This is a genomic window from Pseudocitrobacter vendiensis, assembly GCF_943590815.1.
Lineage (GTDB): Bacteria > Pseudomonadota > Gammaproteobacteria > Enterobacterales > Enterobacteriaceae > Pseudocitrobacter > Pseudocitrobacter vendiensis.
In genome coordinates, this window is record NZ_CALSBS010000047.1 from 1 (window position 1) to 17,561 (window position 17,561).

Genomic DNA, 17,561 nt, shown 5'->3' on the forward strand with positions numbered 1-17,561 from the left:
ACGCGCATTAAACCTTATTCACCTCTCCGCGTCAACGGAATTTATAAAATTTGATGCGAATTGCGCAATATATCATCACCTTGCTGCATTTGCACGCGACTCAGGCAAAAAAGGCGGTCCACAAGATAGAAATCGGCATCGCCAGTATCAGGGCCGGTAGCATATTTACCACAGCAAACATTTTGATACCGCAAATCCGCAACCCGGTCGCCAGTAGCAGCATGCCGCCGACGGCGGTGAAGTCTGCCATCATCATCGGCGTGGTGAGCGGCAGCAATAGCGAGGCGCTCATGGCCAATGCAATCTGAATCACCAGCATCGGCACGGCGATTGCCGAAACGGCTATGCCCAACGTGCAGGCGAAAATCGTCGCCGTAAAGAAATCGAGAAACGCTTTAGCGATAAGAATCGATGCGTCCCCGGTCATCCCTTCCCGCATCGCGCCGAAGATCCCCGTACCGCTTGCGCAAAACAGTACGATAATGGCGACATAACTCTGAATGAATGTCTCATGATTGTTGTTGCTCTTACTTTTGCGCGACAGCAGTTTCTTGAGCTTGCTTACGCCATTGTTGATGCCTTTCTCGAGCAGACAGAATTCACCGATGAGCGTTCCCAGCAATGTCGCTAACACCATAACCGGCAGGTTCTCGCACTTCACCACCAATAAGATACCAATCCCAAGCGATACCAGACCAAATATTGAGGTCATGGCGCTACGAATACGTTCCGGTAAACGCTGACTGAGAAGTGCGCCGAGGACACCGCCTGTTAAAACTGCCCCGGCATTAATAAATGGCCCAATAACCACAATGACTCCTGTAAATTGATTCCTTGCCAATGACGCTATTATGGCCTGGTTAATCGGTTCAGTGGGGCATAAATCGACATTTGTAGGGATCCGGTTTTCATCTTGCCCCTCAGGAGGAAAGGTGCCATGATTGCGCGATTTTTCTCCAGCCACGCCATCGCTGTCGAAGCTGGAACTCCGTTGGGCCCCTGATGTTTCGCGGGGCAAGGCTGACTGTCTTGTCCTGGTTTTTACTTATCCGAAATGGGTTGTTGCGCCGATGAAATCACTGCATATTGCCGCCAGCGCGGAGCTGGTCTCTCAACTCTCCACTCACCGTCGCGTGGTGGCGCTGGACAGTACTGACTTTACCGACGTTGCGGCCGTCGTCATTACCGTGGCGGACAGCCGCAGCGGCATTCTGGCGCTGCTTAAGCGTACCGGGTTTAATCTGCCGGTCTTTTTGCTCGCGATGGAGGGAGTCGATGCCCCTGCGGGCGTTGATGCAGTGATCACTGGCAAAGCACAGGAGTGGCTGGAGCTGGAATCCGCCGCCTGCCGCTATGAAGAAAATCTGCTGCCGCCGTTTTTCGATACATTGAGCCAGTATGTCGAAATGGGCCACAGCACGTTCGCCTGCCCGGGCCATCAGCACGGTGAGTTTTTCAAAAAGCACCCGGCGGGCCGCCAGTTTTACGATTTCTTCGGTGAGAATGTCTTTCGTGCCGATATGTGCAACGCCGATGTCAAACTGGGGGATTTGCTGATCCATGAAGGCTCCGCGAAAGATGCGCAGAAATTCGCGGCAAAAGTATTCCACGCCGACAAAACCTATTTTGTGCTTAATGGCACGTCGGCCGCGAATAAAGTCGTCACTAACGCATTACTGACGCGCGGCGACCTGGTGCTGTTTGACCGTAACAATCATAAATCTAACCATCATGGTGCGCTGATTCAGGCCGGGGCGACGCCGGTCTATCTGGAAGCCGCACGTAACCCGTTCGGCTTTATTGGCGGTATTGATGAGCACTGCTTCAACGATAGCTACCTGCGTGAGCTCATCCGCGACGTTGCGCCGGAAAAAGCGGAGGACGCGCGTCCCTTCCGCCTGGCAGTGATCCAGCTCGGCACCTACGATGGCACTATCTATAATGCGCGTCAGGTGGTGGATAAAATCGGCCATCTCTGCGACTACATCCTGTTTGATTCAGCGTGGGTCGGCTACGAGCAGTTTATCGATATGATGGCCGATACCTCTCCACTGCTGCTGGAACTTAACGAGAACGATCCGGGGATTTTCGTTACTCAATCGGTGCATAAGCAGCAGGCTGGTTTCTCACAGACCTCGCAGATCCACAAAAAAGATAACCATATTCGCGGTCAGGCACGTTTCTGCCCGCACAAGCGGCTGAATAATGCTTTCATGCTTCACGCCTCAACCAGTCCCTTCTATCCGCTGTTTGCCGCGCTGGACATCAACGCCAAAATTCATGAAAGTGAAAGCGGACGTCGTTTGTGGGCAGAATGCGTTGAGCTGGGGATCGATGCGCGTAAAGCGATCATTGCTAACTGTAAGATGATCCAGCCGTTCGTGCCGCCAGAGGTGGATGGCCGCCCATGGCAGAGTTATTCGACCCCAACGCTTGCCGGCGATCGTAAGTTCTTTAGTTTTGCGCCAGGCGCGCGCTGGCACGGGTTTGAAGGTTACGCGCAGGATCAGTACTTTGTTGATCCCTGCAAACTGCTGCTCACCACGCCGGGGATCGACGCCACGACCGGTGAATATACGGAATTCGGGATCCCGGCGACGATTCTGGCGCACTACCTGCGTGAGAACGGCATCGTGCCGGAGAAGTGCGATCTCAATTCGATTTTATTCCTGCTGACGCCTGCCGAGAGCCGCGAGAAGCTGGCGCAACTGGTGGCGATGCTGGCCCAGTTTGAACAGCACATCGAAGACGACACGCCGCTGGCTGACGTACTGCCGACGATCTTCAGCAAGTATCCGGTGCGTTATCGCGATTACACCCTTCGCGAACTGTGCCAGGAGATGCACAATCTTTATGTCAGCTTTGCAGTGAAAGATCTGCAAAAGGCGATGTTCCGCAAAGAGAGCCTGCCGAAGGTGGTGATGAACCCGCAGGATGCCAATCGTGAGTTCATTCGTGGCAACGTGGAGCTGGTACGTATCAGTGAAGCGGAAGGACGGATTGCTGCGGAAGGCGCGCTACCGTACCCGCCAGGCGTCCTCTGTGTGGTGCCTGGCGAAGTATGGGGTGGTGCGGTCCAGCGTTACTTCCTGGCGCTGGAAGAGGGCGTAAACCTGCTGCCGGGCTTCTCACCTGAGTTGCAGGGGGTTTACAGCGAAACCGATGCCGATGGAATCGAGCGTTTGTTTGGCTATGTGTTGCAGTGATTTTTTTGCTGGTCGACTATCTTCCACACGCGTTGTTGCTCATTAAACTGTACAAAACGCTCCAGCGACTGGCTCAACCGCTTCCACGACACCGGCTTGAGAATATAGTCGAACGCCCCGTTGCGAATGGCCTGGCTACAGGTATCCATATCGCTGGCGGCAGTAATGAAAATCACCGAACAGTTAGCCCGCATCACCAGGGGATTATTGATAAGCGTGATGCCTTTACCATCCGGCAAATAGTTATCCAGCAAAACCAGCTGCGGTTGCTTTTCAGCTAGCTGCATCTGCGCCTCGGCGAGCGATCCGGCGATCCCCACCAGGCGCAATCGCGGGTGCTTGCTAATCAGTTCCGCATGAAGCTGGGCCAGTTCATTTTCATCTTCAACGATCAGTACATCGATAAGTTCATGTTGCATAATCAGTCTCTTCCTGCGCTGGCGTGTCGTGCCTCTCCCCCTGCGGGGATAAAAAGAGAAAAAATGGCGCCGCGCGGCGTGTTATCCGCCACTTCTATCGCACCGCCTGCCTGAGTGACATAGCTTTCTATCAGGTAGAGGCCAATGCCATGGTCGCCGTGAGTTTTGGTGGTAATTCCGCGTTCAAAAATGCGTTCGCGTAGTTCAGGGGCGATGCCGACGCCCTGATCCGCTACTTCAATAATCAATTCATGTTCAGTGAGTTTAATCAGTACTTCAACGGGCGCGTGCGGTAGTGCCGAGCGTTGCGTTACTTCAATGGCGTTGTCCAGCAGGTTACCGATAATGGAAATCAGCTCCGTCTCACTCAGAGTGGTGAAGGGCTTATCCATTAGACAGGCAGGGTCAAACGCCAGTTCGACGCCTTTCTCACGTGCGCGTGCGGCTTTACCCAGCAGCAGTCCGCACAGGGTCGGCGAAGCAAAGCGTGAGGAGATAAAATCAAGCAGCTCCTGCGCGTGTTCAGACTGCGCCTGAATATAGCCAATCGCCTCTTCGTAGCGGCCCATATGCAGCATCCCAGATAAGGTGGTCATACGGTTAAGCTGTTCATGGCGCATGATGCGCAGGTTATCGACATAGCGCTTCACCTGGCTGAGCTGCGCGCTCAACGAGTCAATATCGTTGCGATCGCGGAAGGTGATCACCCAGCCCTGAAGCTCGTTCTCAAGCATGATGCGCACCCGACTGGCGATAACCATCGACTGATTAAAGTGGCAGATTTCGTCATGTGTATCGCGGGCGAGCATGGTTTCAGGGGCAAAAAACGGCACGGGCGAGATAACCTCGCTAATAAGCTGCCCGCGCAGATGGCGCGTCGGCTGACTCAACGAAAGCAATTTACGTGCGGCCTGGTTAATCACTTCAATTCGGCAGTTTTTATCGATGGCGATGACCCCTTCATAGATGGATTCCATCATCGCCTTTTGCTGGCGCACCAGCAGGCCAATCTCGCGCGGCTCCAGCGAGAAAATCTGCTTCTTAATGCTGCGGGTGAAGAACCATGAAAATATAAACAGGGCGATCAGCAGCAGAACGGCGGCCAGCAGAATATTGACGACTTTGTTCACGGTGATCGCATCGAGATAGCTGGTGAGATACCCCACCGAAACAATGCCAACCACCTGACCGGCGTCATTTAAAATAGGCGCTTTGCTGCGCAGTGAGATCCCAAGCCCACCTTTGCGAATGGTAGTGGTGCTTTTACCGGCCAGCACCTCGGTGTTATCGCCGCCCACCAGTTCTTTTCCCACGCGGTCTTCAAACACTGAATGAAACAGATGCATTCCCTTATTATCGCCAATCACAATAAAACTGGCATCGCTATGCGCGGCCAGTTTCTGCATATACGTTTTAATTGCTGCAATATCTTTTTCAGCGACTTCCTGACGCAGTGAAGGAATTAGTGCAATCTCTTCTGCTTGTATTCTCGCACGCCCGCTCATTTCCTGATAAAGCTGTCTTTCCATATCGACATAATAATAGCCACCCAGTAATGCAAACAGCACCGAGAAAAAGGCAACCAGCGATATAAACAGTTTTATCTGAAATGACAACTTCATGACTATCACGCACGTTAGCAACGGGAAGGCCTAATGTATCACCTTTTGTGCGTGTGGCTTCTGTTTTTACGGAAAGTTGTGAGCCTTTGCACATCACCTTGAACCGTCGCAGAAATAATTCCTACAAGAAAGTATTTATTCGCAATTTAATAAAAGAAACCATAAAAACCACGCTAATAAATAAGCGGTAAATCACACAAAACAAAAGAAACCTTAAAAACCATAGATGCCATTAAAACTCTGGTTTTAATATGCATTCCCTCACATAAAGTATGCCTTCGTAGCCCTAAGCTGAACGTGAAAAATAACCAAGGGGCTTATTATGAGCACAACTGATGATTCTTTCTCTGTACCTCACGACCCAATAGATATGCAGCGCCCGGCGTTGAAAGAGCGCTGGTGGCACATTATGGATACCTGGAAAGTGGGTATTATCCCGCTGCCGCTGTTCTTACTGGCAGGTGTACTGATTGCCATCGACTGTTTAGGCGGCAAGCTGCCGAGCGATATTGTGGTGATGGTTGCCACCCTGGCGTTCTTTGGTTTTGCCTGTGGTGAATTTGGTAAACGCCTGCCTATCGTCGGCAAGCTGGGTGCGGCGGCGATTTGTGCCACCTTTATTCCGTCGGCGATGGTCTACTACGGGCTGCTGCCGGATGTCGTGGTGGAGTCCACCACCAAATTCTACAAATCGACCAACATCCTCTATCTCTATATCTGCTGCATTATCGTTGGCAGCATTATGAGTATGAACCGCACGGTGCTGATTCAGGGGTTCCTGCGTATCTTCTTCCCGATGCTGTGCGGTGAAATCGTCGGCATGATTGTGGGGATGGGCGTCGGTCTGGCGCTGGGGATGGAACCGTTCCAGATCTTCTTCTTTATCATTCTGCCGATTATGGCGGGCGGCGTCGGGGAAGGGGCGATCCCGCTTTCCATCGGTTATGCCACGCTGCTGCATATGGACCAGGGCGTAGCGTTGGGACGTGTTCTGCCGATGGTTATGCTCGGCGGCCTGACGGCGATTATTATCTCCGGTTGCCTTAACCAACTGGGTAAACGCTACCCGCATCTGACCGGTGAAGGGCAGTTGATGCCGAATCACGCAAATGCAGATACCACCTCTTCACAGCCTGTTGTCTCAGGCAAAACGGATGTCACCACCATTGCATCTGGCGCATTGCTGGCGGTGCTGCTTTATATGATTGGAATGCTCGGTCACAAACTGATTGGTCTGCCTGCACCGGTTGGCATGTTGTTTGTCGCAGTGCTGGTCAAACTGTGCAACGGAGCGTCTCCGCGCCTGCTGGAAGGCTCACAGGTGGTATACAAATTCTTCCAGACTTCCGTTACGTATCCGATTCTCTTCGCCGTGGGCGTCGCGATCACCCCATGGCAGGAACTGGTGAATGCGTTCACCCTCAACAACCTGCTGGTAATCGTCAGCACCGTCTCTGCGCTGGTGGCCACCGGTTTCTTCGTCGGCAAAAAAATCGGTATGCACCCCATTGATGTCGCCATCGTCTCCTGTTGCCAGAGCGGCCAGGGCGGGACAGGCGATGTCGCGATTCTGACCGCAGGCAACCGAATGAGCCTGATGCCATTCGCCCAGATTGCCACGCGTATCGGCGGCGCGATTAACGTCTCCGTCTCGCTGCTGGTACTCGGCAACTTCCTTGTTTAATTGATGTACGCAGGAAAAGAACAATGAAACTCGCAAGCTTTACTTATCAGGGTAATCGCAGCTACGGCATCGTGAATGCCGCAGGTGTGGTGGATTTAGGTCGCCGTCTTGGCGACCGCTACAGCGACCTCAAGGCTCTATTACAGGGCGATGGTTTAACACAGGCCCGCCGGTTCGCGAATGAAGCGGCGGATCTGAACATGGAGGCCATCACTTTCTTACCGGTGATTGAGCATCCGGAAAAGATCCTCTGTGTGGGGATGAACTACGCCGAAAAACGCAAGGAGTTTGACCAGCACAACCCGGCGCCAACGCTGTTTGTGCGTTTCCCGGACTCGCAAACCGGTCACAACTCGCCGGTACTGAAACCGCGCAGCTCTAATGAGTTCGATTACGAAGGTGAGCTGGCGGTCATCATCGGCAAAGGCGGCGAAAATATTACCCGTGATGATGCCCTGAACCACGTGGCAGGCTACAGCTGCTATATGGACGGTTCCGCCCGCGACTGGCAGCACACCTGGTTTACCGCCGGGAAAAACTGGCGTCAGACCGGGGCCTTTGGCCCGTGGATGGCAACGGCGGATGAAATCCCCGATCCGCACCAACTGGCGATTCGCACCTGGCTCAATGGCCGCATGGTACAGGAAGACAACACCAGCAGCATGATCCACAAAGTGGCCGAATTGATTGAGTACATCAGCACCTTCACCCGTTTAAGCCCGGGCGACGTGATCATCACCGGTTCCCCAGGCGGCGTCGGTAAAAAGCGCAATCCGCCGCTGTTTATGCACGAAGGCGATCGCATTGAAGTCGAGATCGAACATATCGGTCATCTCAGCAATGTGATTATGGAAGCGCCAGCGCAGACGCTGACGGCAGCACACTAACCGGCAGGTGACAGGATGCAGTCGCAACCCGCAATCGACTTCAGGGTGACGGAAGTCGCTAAACACCCGGCACGTCTGATTCAGATCCGCCAGCTTCTGGCGGACAGCGGCCTGGGAATGGATGCCGACATCACGTTGTTTGTTGAAGCCTGGTCCGATTCGCAGCTGGTGGGCTGCGCGGGCCTCGCCGACAACGTTATCAAATGCGTAGCGGTGGATAAGCAACTCCGTGGCGAAAATCTCAGCGCCAGGCTGCTGGCGGAAGTGGAAAACGTGGCCGTGGATCGCGGTCACTTTCACCTCTTCCTCTGCACCCGCCCCTGTAATGCAGAGCGCTTTCAGCGCAGCGGTTTCTGGCCAATTGCGCAAAGCGGCAGTAATGCTGTGTTGATGGAAAACACACCGCAGGGGATCGCCCGCTACTGCCGCTCGCTGCAACGTTATCGCCATGAAGGCGCGCGCACTGGCGCCATCGTCATGAACGCTAACCCGTTCACGCTGGGGCATCGCCATCTGGTTGAACTGGCGGCCTCGCGCTGTGACTGGCTGCATCTCTTTGTGGTGCGCGAAGATGCGTCATTTTTCCCGTTCAGCGCCCGGCTGGCGATGGTGCGCGCAGGTGTGGCCCATCTGCCGAATGTCACGGTGCATGAAGGTTCGCAGTACATCATCTCGCGCGCCACTTTCCCGGCCTACTTTTTGAAAGAAACCGGCAAGGTGCAGCGTGCCTGGAGCGAAATCGATGCGTTGATTTTTCGCGACCACATCGCCCCGGCGTTAGGCATTACCCACCGTTTTATCGGCTCGGAACCGTTTTGCGACGTCACGCGGCAGTACAACGAAACGCTGCATCAGTTGCTGGCAGGCCGCATCGAGGTGGTGGAAGTGCCGCGTATCCGGGCGACCGGCAGCGCAATATCCGCATCTGAAGTGCGCCGATTATTAAAAACAGAACAGTTTTCCCGCATTCGGGAAATCGTACCAGAAACCACTTTTGCCCACCTGGAAGCGCATTATGGCGCGGCGGAAGTGGCGTAAACATTCAGGGAATACATCATGAAAATAGTAAGGGAGGCGCTGGCCGGTACGCAGGAGTCCAGCGACCTGATGGTGAAAATCGCCCCCGCCGACGGCGAGCTGGAGATTGTCATTCACAGTGAAGTGATTAAACAGTTTGGCGAGCAGATCCGCCGGGTGGTTGACGAGACGCTACAGCGCATGGGCGTGGTGCAGGGGCTCATTATCATCGAAGACAAAGGCGCGCTGGATTGTGTTATCCGCGCCCGTTTACAGAGTGCGCTGCTGCGCGCCGCCGATGAAAAAGCCATCGCCTGGGAGGTTCTCTGATGAACAAACTTCGCCGCAGTATGCTGTTTTTACCCGGCGCGAACGCCGCCATGCTCTCAACCGCATTCATCTACCGCCCCGACTCCATTATGTTCGACCTGGAAGACGCCGTGGCGCTGCGTGAGAAAGACACCGCGCGCCTGCTGGTCTTCCATGCTTTGCAGCACCCTATGTACCAGGATATCGAAACCGTGGTGCGTATTAACCCACTGAGCACGCCGTTTGGTCTGGCGGATCTCGAAGCGGTGGTGCGTGCGGGCGTTGATGTGATTCGCCTGCCAAAAACCGATACCCCGGAAGATATCTTCGAACTCGAAGGCCACCTTGAGCGCATTGAGCGTGAATGTGGGCGCGACGTGGGCTCCACGGGCGTGATGGCGGCGATTGAATCTGCTGTGGGCGTGATTAATGCCGTGGCGATTGCCCGCAGCTCCCCGCGTCTGATTGGTATCGCTCTGGCGGCGTTTGACTACGTGATGGATATGCAAACCGAGCGCAGCGACGGCACCGAGTTGTTCTACGCGCGTTGCGCCGTTTTGCATGCGGCACGTGCCGCAGGGATCGATGCGTTCGACGTGGTGTGGTCAGACGTCAATGACGAAGCCGGTTTCCTGCGCGAAGTTGAGCTGATCCGCAAAATGGGCTTTAACGGCAAATCGCTGATTAACCCACGCCAGATTGACCTGCTGCATAACGCCTATGCGCCAACGCAGCAGGAAGTGGACCACGCGCAGCGCGTTATTGAAGCGGCGGAAGAGGGTGAACGTAACGGCCTGGGCGTCGTGTCACTCAACGGAAAAATGGTCGATGCACCGATTATTAACCACGCGCAGCGAGTGCTGGAACGCGCCGCCGCGTCCGGCGTGCGTCGTTAAGGACAGAAAAATGAATCAGACAGAACTTCTTCACGTGAATTTCCCGCACCTGCGGGCGTTAAAACCTTTTGATACCGCACACAGCGCCACGCCGTGGCTGGATAATCTGGAAACGAAACACCAGCGTAAACTCTGCGACTCGCTGGAACAGGCGATTGAACGTAGCGGCCTGCGTGACGGTATGACCATCTCCTTCCACCATGCGTTTCGCGAAGGCGACCGGGTGATTAACACCGTCGTCGCCCTGCTGGCGAAAATGGGGTTTAAAAACCTGACGCTGGCCTCCAGTTCGCTGATGACCTGTAACGACGCGCTGATTGAGCACATCGAGCGCGGCGTGATTACGCGGATTTATACGTCCGGCATGCGCGGCAAACTGGCGGACGCCATTTCACACGGTCTGATGGATGAGCCAGTACAAATTCACTCTCACGGGGGGCGTGTGAAGCTGCTTCAGGACGGCGAGCTGAATATTGATGTAGCGTTTCTTGGTGTGCCGTGTAGCGATGAATTCGGTAACGCCAACGGTACGCAGGGGAAATCATGCTGCGGTTCGCTGGGCTATGCGATGGTGGATGCGCAGTTTGCCCGCAACGTGGTGCTGCTGACCGAAGAACTGGTGCCGTTCCCCAATATGCCGGCAAGCCTGGTGCAGGATCAGGTGGACTACATCGTGAAGGTTGAGAGCGTTGGCGACCCGGCGAAAATCAGCGTCGGGGCGGCGCGTGTGACCAGCAACCCGCGCGAACTGATGATTGCGCGTTATGCGGCGGATGTGATTGAGCACTCCGGCTACTTCCGCGACGGTTTCTCGATGCAAACCGGTTCCGGCGCGGCGGCGACCGCCTGCACGCGCTTTATGGAAGAGAAAATGGAGCGCAGCGGGGTTAAAGCCAGTTTCGCGCTCGGCGGGATTACCGGCAGCCTGGTCGATCTTCACGAGAAAGGGCTGATTGGCAAACTGCTTGATACCCAGTGCTTCGACGGCCAGGCTGCAGCGTCGCTGGCGCGAAATCCGAATCATGTCGAAATCTCCACGAACGTTTACGCCAACCCAGGCAGTAAAGCCGCCTGCTGTGACCAACTGGATGTGGTTATCCTGAGCGCGCTGGAGATTGACGTCGATTTTAACGTCAACGTGATAACCGGTTCGGACGGCGTAATGCGCGGGGCATCCGGCGGTCACTGCGATGTAGCGGCAGCAGCCAACCTCACCATCGTCGTTGCGCCGCTTCTGCGTAGCCGCATTCCAACCGTGGTGAAACGCGTAACGACCCGCTTAACGCCCGGCGAAAGCATCGATGTACTGGTCACCGACCACGGCATCGCGGTGAATCCGGCTCGCCCGGAAATTCGCCAGCGTCTGCTGGCGGCGGGGCTAAAAGTGGTGGATATCGACGACCTTTATCAACGCGCAATTTCCCTGACCGGCAACCCGAAACCGATTGAATTTACTGACAAAATTGTCGGTGTGATCCGCTATCGCGACGGCAGTGTGATTGACGTCGTCCGTCAGGTGAAGGAGTACGAATAATGGAAATGATGACGCCCGATATTGAGGGCGTCAGTCTTGATGCGCTGTTGACGGCAAAGGAGCGCCGCGCCGCGCGTCAGGCTGACTGGCTGGAACATTATCAACAATCGCTGATTTCGCTGACGCTGGTGACGCCAGGCGCGGTAAAAGACAGCATTCGCTATCGCAATACGATGGGCGTGGCGCTGCAGGCCTGCGACCAGATGCTGTGGGGCAATGGCTGGAAGGTGCTAGACCGCCAGGTGCTGTGGCTGCCCACGGGCCCGGAAGCGCTGTGGTGCGTGGCGCATCAGGCGCCGGAAATCAAAGCGCACTGTGCGGCGCTGGAACAAACCCACCCGCTGGGGCGGTTGTGGGATCTGGATGTTATTTGCCCGCAGAATGGGCATGTCGGGCGCTTATCGTTAGGCACGCATATGCGCCGTTGCCTGATTTGTGACGAAGCCGCGCACGCCTGCGCCCGCTCGCGCGCCCATCCGGTTGAAGAGGTTGTCGCCCGCGTGGAGGGCCTGATTGATGGCTGGTTTGCTCGCGATTAAACCCCGCGTCATCAACGTGGCGGCGCTGGCTGAAGAGGCGCTGTGGCAGGAGCTTGAACTGACGCCGAAGCCGGGGCTGGTGGATAAAAGCAATAACGGTTCACACCGCGATATGGACCATGCGTTGTTCGTGCGAAGTATTCAGGCCATCTCGCCGTGGTTTTCGCGTTTTGAAGAGGCGGGGCGTACATTTTCCCGGCGTGCCAAAAGTGAACAGCTTTCACTGCTGCGGCCAATGGGTATTGCCTGCGAACAGGCGATGCTGCGCGCAACCCACGGCGTGAATACGCATAAAGGCGGGGTTTTTGCCCTCGGGCTGCTCTGTTTTGCTGCCGGGCGTCTGGCAGAGAACGGAGAACAGATTAATGCCCTGTCGCTTTCCTCACAGGTAAGTGGGTTATGCCAGGGAATGGTGCAAAGAGAACTGGCCAGTCGCACGAGTATGGCGACGGCGGGAGAGCGTCAGTTTCACCAGTTTGGGCTGACCGGCGCACGTGGTGAGGCCGAAAGCGGGTTTGCCACGGTGATGCGCTATGTCTTGCCGTACTGGAACCCGCGCGCAATGCACGAAATGCTGCTGCGCCTGATGGCCGTAAATCCAGACAGCAATCTGGTATCGCGCGGGGGGATCGTCGGATTACGCGATGTTCAAATGTATGCGCAACAACTACTGTCGCGAGGCTGGGAGTATGACGACCTGGTCAGGATGGATAAGCAACTGATTGAGCGGAACCTCAGCCCGGGCGGAAGCGCGGATTTGCTGTCAGTGGCATGGGTGCTGGGTGAATGTAAACATTACCCCCTTCCGCCAAAAGGAAGAGGGTAATGATGCACTAACGTTATTTGCGCCGGTAGCTCTTCTGCGCAGTGTTCACCTTATAGAGATAGCGACGAGATTCCGCAGACGGATGACGCGTGGTCAGGGTGGTATACACATCGCCCGGCGCCATGCTGTTAATGATTTGCGCGGCCTGAATCTTATCGTTCGAGAAGACCCTCAGTACGCTGCCCGCGCCGCCGTTATAGGCGGTGATCACCGCATAACGCCGCGATGTTGGGTTATCGATACCCGAAAGGTACACATTGCCCAGCATCGCCAGATACGCGGTACCGGTATCGATGTTGCTGGCCGGGTCGAACAGGAAGCTGCGGCTCGGCGTGCCTGATTTCCCCTGCGAACGGAACACATCTTTCCCGGCGCTGTGCTGCACCACCTGCATCAGCCCCAGCGCATCGGAACGGCTGACGGCGTACGGGTTGAAAGAGGATTCGGTCTGCATAATCGCCAGGATCAGCGACTCATCCACCCCATATTTACGCGACGCCTGACGTACCATGTTGATGTACTTATGCGCACGCTTGTCCAGGTGGTTCGGCACCAGGTTAATGGTGATGCTGTAGATCATCCGAATGCCGTTGCTGCGGCTTTTCATCCGCGTTTGCAGCAGATAATCAGCAAACCGCGCGGCGCGCCACTCCCAGCGGATCGCCTCGCCGGTATTATCGACCACCTGACCGTAAAGGAACGGCTCTTTTGAGATCTGGATATCGTTGGCGTCGGAGTACAGGTCGATTGAACCCGGATCGTCGCCCATCAGCAACGTCTGGATAATCGCCTGACGCAGATGTGCCGCCGGTTCTGTGCCTGAAATGGTCTCGACGGTTATCGTACCTTCGTCGAAGTTGATGTGGCTACGGGTCTGGTAGCCGTCGGTGTATTTAACGTAGTCCTTCGGGCCCGCGATAAGAACTTCGTTAAATCCCCAAATGTTTTCAATGTTATGGGCAAATTGCCCCATCAGAATATCAAAACCGTTGGTGTCCTTAACCCAGGCTTCATTATAGGTATCACCTTTTTTGGAGCCTGAGCAGGAGATGAGCAACGGCGCAATCAGAGCCAGTGCAAATAATTTTTTCATCATTCCGGGAGCGCGTGTTGTGTTGGGCTAAAGGGCCAGAGGGCCCTTACTGTTTTTCTGGCGGAGTGTAGCCTTCGATGTGCACATCTTTACCTTCAAACAGGAAATTCACCATTTCCTCTTCCAGAAGTTTGCGATGTTCCGGGTTCATCATGCTCAGTTTTTTCTCATTGATGAGCATGGTTTGCTTGTGCTGCCACTGCTTCCACGCCTCTTTGGAGATCTCGTTATAAATGCGCTTACCCAGCTCGCCTGGATAGAGCTGAAAATCCTGACCTTCAGCGTCGCGCTGCAGGAAAGTACAAAAAATCGTTCTGCTCATGATAAATCCTCTTTGTTCACTGACGCTTACGCTAATGCGCCAGCGCGTAACTGCTGCAACAACCGCTCCACGGGCGCCGCCAGTCCAACGGACGGTGGCTGGGCTAAGTTATACCAGAGAGCGCTGCCTTCATCCATGCAAGAGGTGAAGGAGGACACGGGAAGCCACATTGGCACAATATCCAGATGGAAATGGCTAAATGTGTGGCGAAACGCGGTGAGTTGCGTGAGATTTTCAGCGGGTATCTGTCGGGCATCCAGCCACTCGCGAAGGGCAGCTTCATCTGCAAACTGCGGAAAACAGTATAGCCCGCCCCATAAACCGCTCGGTGGACGCTGCGCCAGCATCACCTCGTTACCCTGCTGAATCATCAGGAAATAACCGGTGCGTTCAGGCAACGTCTGCTTCGGTTTTTTACCCGGATATTGCGCCCAGCTATGATGCGCGTACGCCACGCAACCTGTATTCAGCGGGCAAAGCTCGCACTTCGGTTTCGAGCGGGTACAGACCATAGCGCCCAAATCCATCATCGCCTGATTAAACCGCTCCACGCCATTCGCGGGCGTGACTTGCTCGCTGATCTCCCACAGTTTTTTCTCCACTTCTTTCTTACCGGGCCAGCCGCTTACAGCATAGCAGCGCGCCAGCACGCGTTTAACGTTTCCATCAAGAATAGGAAAATGCTGTCCTAACGAAAGAGAAAGAATCGCCCCTGCCGTTGAGCGTCCGACGCCTGGCAGGGCGGCAACGTCCTCGAAGGCTTCCGGGAAGCGCCCGTTGTGCAGCGTCGCCACCTGTTGTGCGGCTTTATGCAGATTACGTGCACGGGCGTAATAACCAAGGCCGGTCCACAAATGCAGCACTTCATCCAGTGGCGCATTGGCCAGGTCGGTTATCGTGGGAAAACGCGCCATAAAGCGTTCAAAATAGGGGATGACGGTGGCAACCTGAGTTTGTTGCAACATCACTTCTGAGAGCCATACTTTGTAGGGCGTCTTATTGAGTTGCCATGGCAGCGTTTTACGCCCGTATTTGTCATACCACTCCAGCACCTGGGCCGAAAATTGAGACGCTTGTAAGGTCAAAGCAGGGTTTCCGATATCGCACTATTTGGGTGGCAGATTGCAGCACAGCGGCACTATGGTGTAAACAGGAACTTTCCGGTGCTTGCATCCGGCAACTAACTTTGGATAATGCCCGTTTCCCGAACACTCTCACAAGCAGACAATACTTTTATGAAGAACGACGTCATTTCACCGGAATTTGATGAAAACGGCCGCCCGCTGCGCCGAATTCGCAGCTTTGTACGTCGCCAGGGGCGACTGACTAAAGGGCAGGAACATGCATTAGAAAACTACTGGCCGGTGATGGGCGTTGAATTCAGCGAAGATCCTGTCGACTTTGCCACGCTGTTTGGCCGCGAAGCGCCAACCACGCTGGAAATCGGCTTTGGCATGGGCGCATCACTGGTGGCGATGGCGAAAGCGAATCCGCATCAGAACTTCCTCGGCATTGAAGTTCATTCGCCGGGCGTTGGCGCTTGCCTGGCGACCGCACATGAAGAGGGTGTAGAAAACCTGCGCGTGATGTGCCATGACGCGGTGGAAGTGCTGCACAAAATGATCCCTGACAATTCTTTAACCATGGTTCAGCTCTTTTTCCCTGACCCGTGGCACAAAGCGCGTCATAATAAACGCCGTATCGTTCAGGTACCGTTTGCTGAACTGGTGAAGAGCAAGCTCAAACTGGGCGGTGTTTTCCATATGGCAACCGACTGGGAAGCCTACGCGGAACATATGCTGGAAGTGATGTCTTCCATTGAAGGGTATAAAAACCGCTCAGAAACCAACGACTATGTACCGCGTCCGGAATCACGTCCGGTAACCAAATTTGAACAACGTGGCCATCGTCTTGGTCACGGAGTATGGGACTTAATGTTCGAGAGGGTGAAATAATGGCAAAGAATCGTAGCCGTCGTTTGCGTAAAAAAATGCACATCGATGAGTTTCAGGAAATTGGCTTCTCTGTTGCGTGGCGTTTCCCGGAAGGCACCAGCGAAGAGCAGATTGACCAGACGGTTGATAAGTTCATTGAAGAAGTGATCGAGCCGAACAAGCTGGCATTTGATGGCAGCGGCTATCTGGCCTGGGAAGGTCTGATTTGCACCCAGGAAATCGGCAAATGCACCGAAGACCATCAGGCTCAGGTGCGTAAATGGCTTGAAGACCACAAATTCGAAGAGGTCCGCACCAGCGAACTTTTCGACGTTTGGTGGGACTAAATTACCATCGGGGCCAGCATACGCTGGCCCGTTTTCTATCGAGGGATTTGTATGATGCGTCAAACGCTGCTGGCGGCGGCACTTTCGTTAACGGCATTACCCGCCCATGCGGATTATCAGTGCAGCGTCACCCCGCGTGATGATGTGATCCTGAGCCCGCAAACGGTGCAGGTCAAAGGCGAGAATGGCAATCTGGTCATCACCCCCGACGGTGGCGTGACCTTTAACGGCAAACAGTATTCCCTGAATGCGGCACAGCGCGAACAGGCAAAAGATTATCAAACCGAACTGCGCAGCGCGCTGCCGTGGATTGACGAAGGCGCGAGAACGCGCGTTGAAAAGGGCCGCGTTGCGCTGGATAAAATCATCGCCAAAGAAGTGGGCGAGAGCAGCAACATGCGCAGTCGTCTGACCAAGCTGGATGCCCAGCTTAAAGCGCAGATGAACCGTATTATCGAGCATCGCACCGATGGCCTGACCTTCCATTATAAAGCGATTGATGAAGTCCGCGCTGACGGCCAGAACCTGGTGAATCAGGCGATGGGCGGTATTTTGCAGGACAGCATCAATGAAATGGGTGCAAAAGCGGTGCTGAAAGGCGGCGGTAACCCATTACAGGGCGTGCTGGGTAGCCTGGGCGGCCTGCAAACCTCCATTCAGAACGAATGGAAAAACCAGGAAGCGGATTTCAAAGCGTTCGGCAAAGATGTCTGCGGGCGTGTGATTGCGCTTGAGGACAGCCGTAAGGCGCTGGTGGGGACGCTGAAGTAGAGCGCTGGCCCCTCACCCTAACCCTCTCCCACAGGGAGAGGGGACCGATAGTGCAAATACGTAGTGTTGTCACCGACCTTCTCCTTCTCCCTGTGGGAGAGTTCCGGGGTGAGGGGAAGCAACAGCACAATTGTTTGAGCTCAGCTCCGACCTTC

At 54.9% G+C, this 17,561-nt stretch carries 17 protein-coding genes and 1 pseudogene; 12 read left to right on the top strand and 6 right to left on the bottom strand.

Annotated elements, in window-relative coordinates; genetic code table 11:
• Nucleotides 1-100: 100 nt before the first annotated feature.
• Nucleotides 101-811 carry a DUF554 domain-containing protein gene (locus NMC31_RS24665; RefSeq protein WP_253899337.1) on the bottom strand — a complete coding sequence of 237 codons (711 nt, stop codon included), beginning with the start codon at nt 809-811 and terminating at the stop codon, nt 101-103.
• 259 nt (nt 812-1,070) lie between these two features.
• On the opposite strand from NMC31_RS24665, the gene NMC31_RS24670 reads away from it, so the two are divergent.
• Complete coding sequence (locus NMC31_RS24670; protein WP_253899346.1) at nt 1,071-3,206, top strand: ornithine decarboxylase; 2,136 nt, start codon at nt 1,071-1,073, stop codon at nt 3,204-3,206.
• A 5-nt stretch (nt 3,207-3,211) separates the two neighbouring features.
• Here the strand turns inward: NMC31_RS24670 and NMC31_RS24675 are convergent.
• Nucleotides 3,212-3,625, bottom strand: a pseudogene (locus NMC31_RS24675) (response regulator); the annotation flags it as partial.
• A gap of 2 nt (nt 3,626-3,627) precedes the next feature.
• A complete protein-coding gene (locus tag NMC31_RS24680) occupies nt 3,628-5,247 on the bottom strand; it encodes an ATP-binding protein (RefSeq protein ID WP_253899338.1) in 1,620 nt (539 codons plus the stop codon).
• A gap of 322 nt (nt 5,248-5,569) precedes the next feature.
• Between NMC31_RS24680 and NMC31_RS24685 the strand changes: the two genes are divergently transcribed.
• The 8 genes from NMC31_RS24685 to citG are packed head-to-tail and all read left to right on the top strand — an operon-like array spanning nt 5,570 to nt 12,939.
• Entirely contained in the window at nt 5,570-6,931 is a 1,362-nt protein-coding gene (locus tag NMC31_RS24685; RefSeq protein WP_149463230.1) for a 2-hydroxycarboxylate transporter family protein, read from the top strand.
• Nucleotides 6,932-6,954: 23 nt separating this feature from the next.
• Nucleotides 6,955-7,818, top strand: coding sequence for a fumarylacetoacetate hydrolase family protein (locus tag NMC31_RS24690; protein WP_253899339.1), 864 nt, complete (start codon nt 6,955-6,957; stop codon nt 7,816-7,818).
• A 15-nt stretch (nt 7,819-7,833) separates the two neighbouring features.
• Nucleotides 7,834-8,856: a [citrate (pro-3S)-lyase] ligase gene (gene citC, locus NMC31_RS24695; RefSeq protein ID WP_253899340.1), complete on the top strand. Its 1,023-nt coding sequence runs from the start codon at nt 7,834-7,836 to the stop codon at nt 8,854-8,856.
• An 18-nt stretch (nt 8,857-8,874) separates the two neighbouring features.
• Nucleotides 8,875-9,165 carry a citrate lyase acyl carrier protein gene (gene citD / locus NMC31_RS24700; RefSeq protein ID WP_149463232.1) on the top strand — a complete coding sequence of 97 codons (291 nt, stop codon included), beginning with the start codon at nt 8,875-8,877 and terminating at the stop codon, nt 9,163-9,165.
• Nucleotides 9,165-10,040 (top strand): citrate (pro-3S)-lyase subunit beta, encoded by an 876-nt coding sequence (citE, locus tag NMC31_RS24705; protein ID WP_149463233.1) that lies wholly within the window; start codon nt 9,165-9,167, stop codon nt 10,038-10,040. The genes citD and citE overlap by 1 nt, the downstream gene beginning before the upstream one ends.
• 10 nt (nt 10,041-10,050) lie before the next feature.
• Nucleotides 10,051-11,574 (top strand): citrate lyase subunit alpha, encoded by a 1,524-nt coding sequence (gene citF / locus NMC31_RS24710; RefSeq protein WP_253899341.1) that lies wholly within the window; start codon nt 10,051-10,053, stop codon nt 11,572-11,574.
• Nucleotides 11,574-12,113 (top strand): citrate lyase holo-[acyl-carrier protein] synthase, encoded by a 540-nt coding sequence (citX, locus tag NMC31_RS24715; RefSeq protein ID WP_253899342.1) that lies wholly within the window; start codon nt 11,574-11,576, stop codon nt 12,111-12,113. The genes citF and citX overlap by 1 nt, the downstream gene beginning before the upstream one ends.
• Nucleotides 12,091-12,939, top strand: coding sequence for a triphosphoribosyl-dephospho-CoA synthase CitG (gene citG / locus NMC31_RS24720; protein ID WP_253899343.1), 849 nt, complete (start codon nt 12,091-12,093; stop codon nt 12,937-12,939). Before citX ends, citG begins: the two co-directional genes overlap by 23 nt.
• Nucleotides 12,940-12,952: 13 nt before the next feature.
• On the opposite strand, the gene mltC is transcribed toward citG, so the two are convergent.
• The 3 genes from mltC to mutY are packed head-to-tail and all read right to left on the bottom strand — an operon-like array spanning nt 12,953 to nt 15,439.
• Nucleotides 12,953-14,032, bottom strand: coding sequence for a membrane-bound lytic murein transglycosylase MltC (gene mltC / locus NMC31_RS24725; protein ID WP_149463451.1), 1,080 nt, complete (start codon nt 14,030-14,032; stop codon nt 12,953-12,955).
• 46 nt (nt 14,033-14,078) lie between these two features.
• Entirely contained in the window at nt 14,079-14,354 is a 276-nt protein-coding gene (locus tag NMC31_RS24730) for an oxidative damage protection protein (protein ID WP_015963053.1), read from the bottom strand.
• Nucleotides 14,355-14,380: 26 nt separating this feature from the next.
• Nucleotides 14,381-15,439 carry an A/G-specific adenine glycosylase gene (gene mutY / locus NMC31_RS24735; RefSeq protein ID WP_253899344.1) on the bottom strand — a complete coding sequence of 353 codons (1,059 nt, stop codon included), beginning with the start codon at nt 15,437-15,439 and terminating at the stop codon, nt 14,381-14,383.
• Nucleotides 15,440-15,589: 150 nt separating this feature from the next.
• Here mutY and trmB point away from each other — a divergent pair, with 150 nt between their 5' ends.
• From trmB to NMC31_RS24750, 3 genes are read left to right on the top strand one after another with little or no spacing between them, the layout of a single operon-like run.
• Nucleotides 15,590-16,309, top strand: coding sequence for a tRNA (guanosine(46)-N7)-methyltransferase TrmB (trmB, locus tag NMC31_RS24740; RefSeq protein WP_015963055.1), 720 nt, complete (start codon nt 15,590-15,592; stop codon nt 16,307-16,309).
• Complete coding sequence (locus tag NMC31_RS24745; protein WP_015963056.1) at nt 16,309-16,635, top strand: YggL family protein; 327 nt, start codon at nt 16,309-16,311, stop codon at nt 16,633-16,635. Before trmB ends, NMC31_RS24745 begins: the two co-directional genes overlap by 1 nt.
• A gap of 51 nt (nt 16,636-16,686) precedes the next feature.
• A complete protein-coding gene (locus NMC31_RS24750; protein ID WP_253899345.1) occupies nt 16,687-17,406 on the top strand; it encodes a YggN family protein in 720 nt (239 codons plus the stop codon).
• Nucleotides 17,407-17,561: the final 155 nt, after the last annotated feature.

What these genes read in the sequence shown, in the direction of transcription:
- mltC (WP_149463451.1), bottom strand. Translation starts at nt 14,032, where the DNA reads ATGAAAAAATTATTTGCACTGGCTCTGATTGCGCCGTTGCTCATCTCC.
- NMC31_RS24670 (WP_253899346.1), top strand. Translation starts at nt 1,071, where the DNA reads ATGAAATCACTGCATATTGCCGCCAGCGCGGAGCTGGTCTCTCAACTC.
- NMC31_RS24680 (WP_253899338.1), bottom strand. Translation starts at nt 5,247, where the DNA reads ATGAAGTTGTCATTTCAGATAAAACTGTTTATATCGCTGGTTGCCTTT.
- citC (WP_253899340.1), top strand. Translation starts at nt 7,834, where the DNA reads ATGCAGTCGCAACCCGCAATCGACTTCAGGGTGACGGAAGTCGCTAAA.
- NMC31_RS24685 (WP_149463230.1), top strand. Translation starts at nt 5,570, where the DNA reads ATGAGCACAACTGATGATTCTTTCTCTGTACCTCACGACCCAATAGAT.
- NMC31_RS24750 (WP_253899345.1), top strand. Translation starts at nt 16,687, where the DNA reads ATGATGCGTCAAACGCTGCTGGCGGCGGCACTTTCGTTAACGGCATTA.
- citD (WP_149463232.1), top strand. Translation starts at nt 8,875, where the DNA reads ATGAAAATAGTAAGGGAGGCGCTGGCCGGTACGCAGGAGTCCAGCGAC.
- citE (WP_149463233.1), top strand. Translation starts at nt 9,165, where the DNA reads ATGAACAAACTTCGCCGCAGTATGCTGTTTTTACCCGGCGCGAACGCC.
- NMC31_RS24745 (WP_015963056.1), top strand. Translation starts at nt 16,309, where the DNA reads ATGGCAAAGAATCGTAGCCGTCGTTTGCGTAAAAAAATGCACATCGAT.
- citG (WP_253899343.1), top strand. Translation starts at nt 12,091, where the DNA reads ATGGCTGGTTTGCTCGCGATTAAACCCCGCGTCATCAACGTGGCGGCG.
- citF (WP_253899341.1), top strand. Translation starts at nt 10,051, where the DNA reads ATGAATCAGACAGAACTTCTTCACGTGAATTTCCCGCACCTGCGGGCG.
- NMC31_RS24690 (WP_253899339.1), top strand. Translation starts at nt 6,955, where the DNA reads ATGAAACTCGCAAGCTTTACTTATCAGGGTAATCGCAGCTACGGCATC.
- citX (WP_253899342.1), top strand. Translation starts at nt 11,574, where the DNA reads ATGGAAATGATGACGCCCGATATTGAGGGCGTCAGTCTTGATGCGCTG.
- trmB (WP_015963055.1), top strand. Translation starts at nt 15,590, where the DNA reads ATGAAGAACGACGTCATTTCACCGGAATTTGATGAAAACGGCCGCCCG.
- NMC31_RS24730 (WP_015963053.1), bottom strand. Translation starts at nt 14,354, where the DNA reads ATGAGCAGAACGATTTTTTGTACTTTCCTGCAGCGCGACGCTGAAGGT.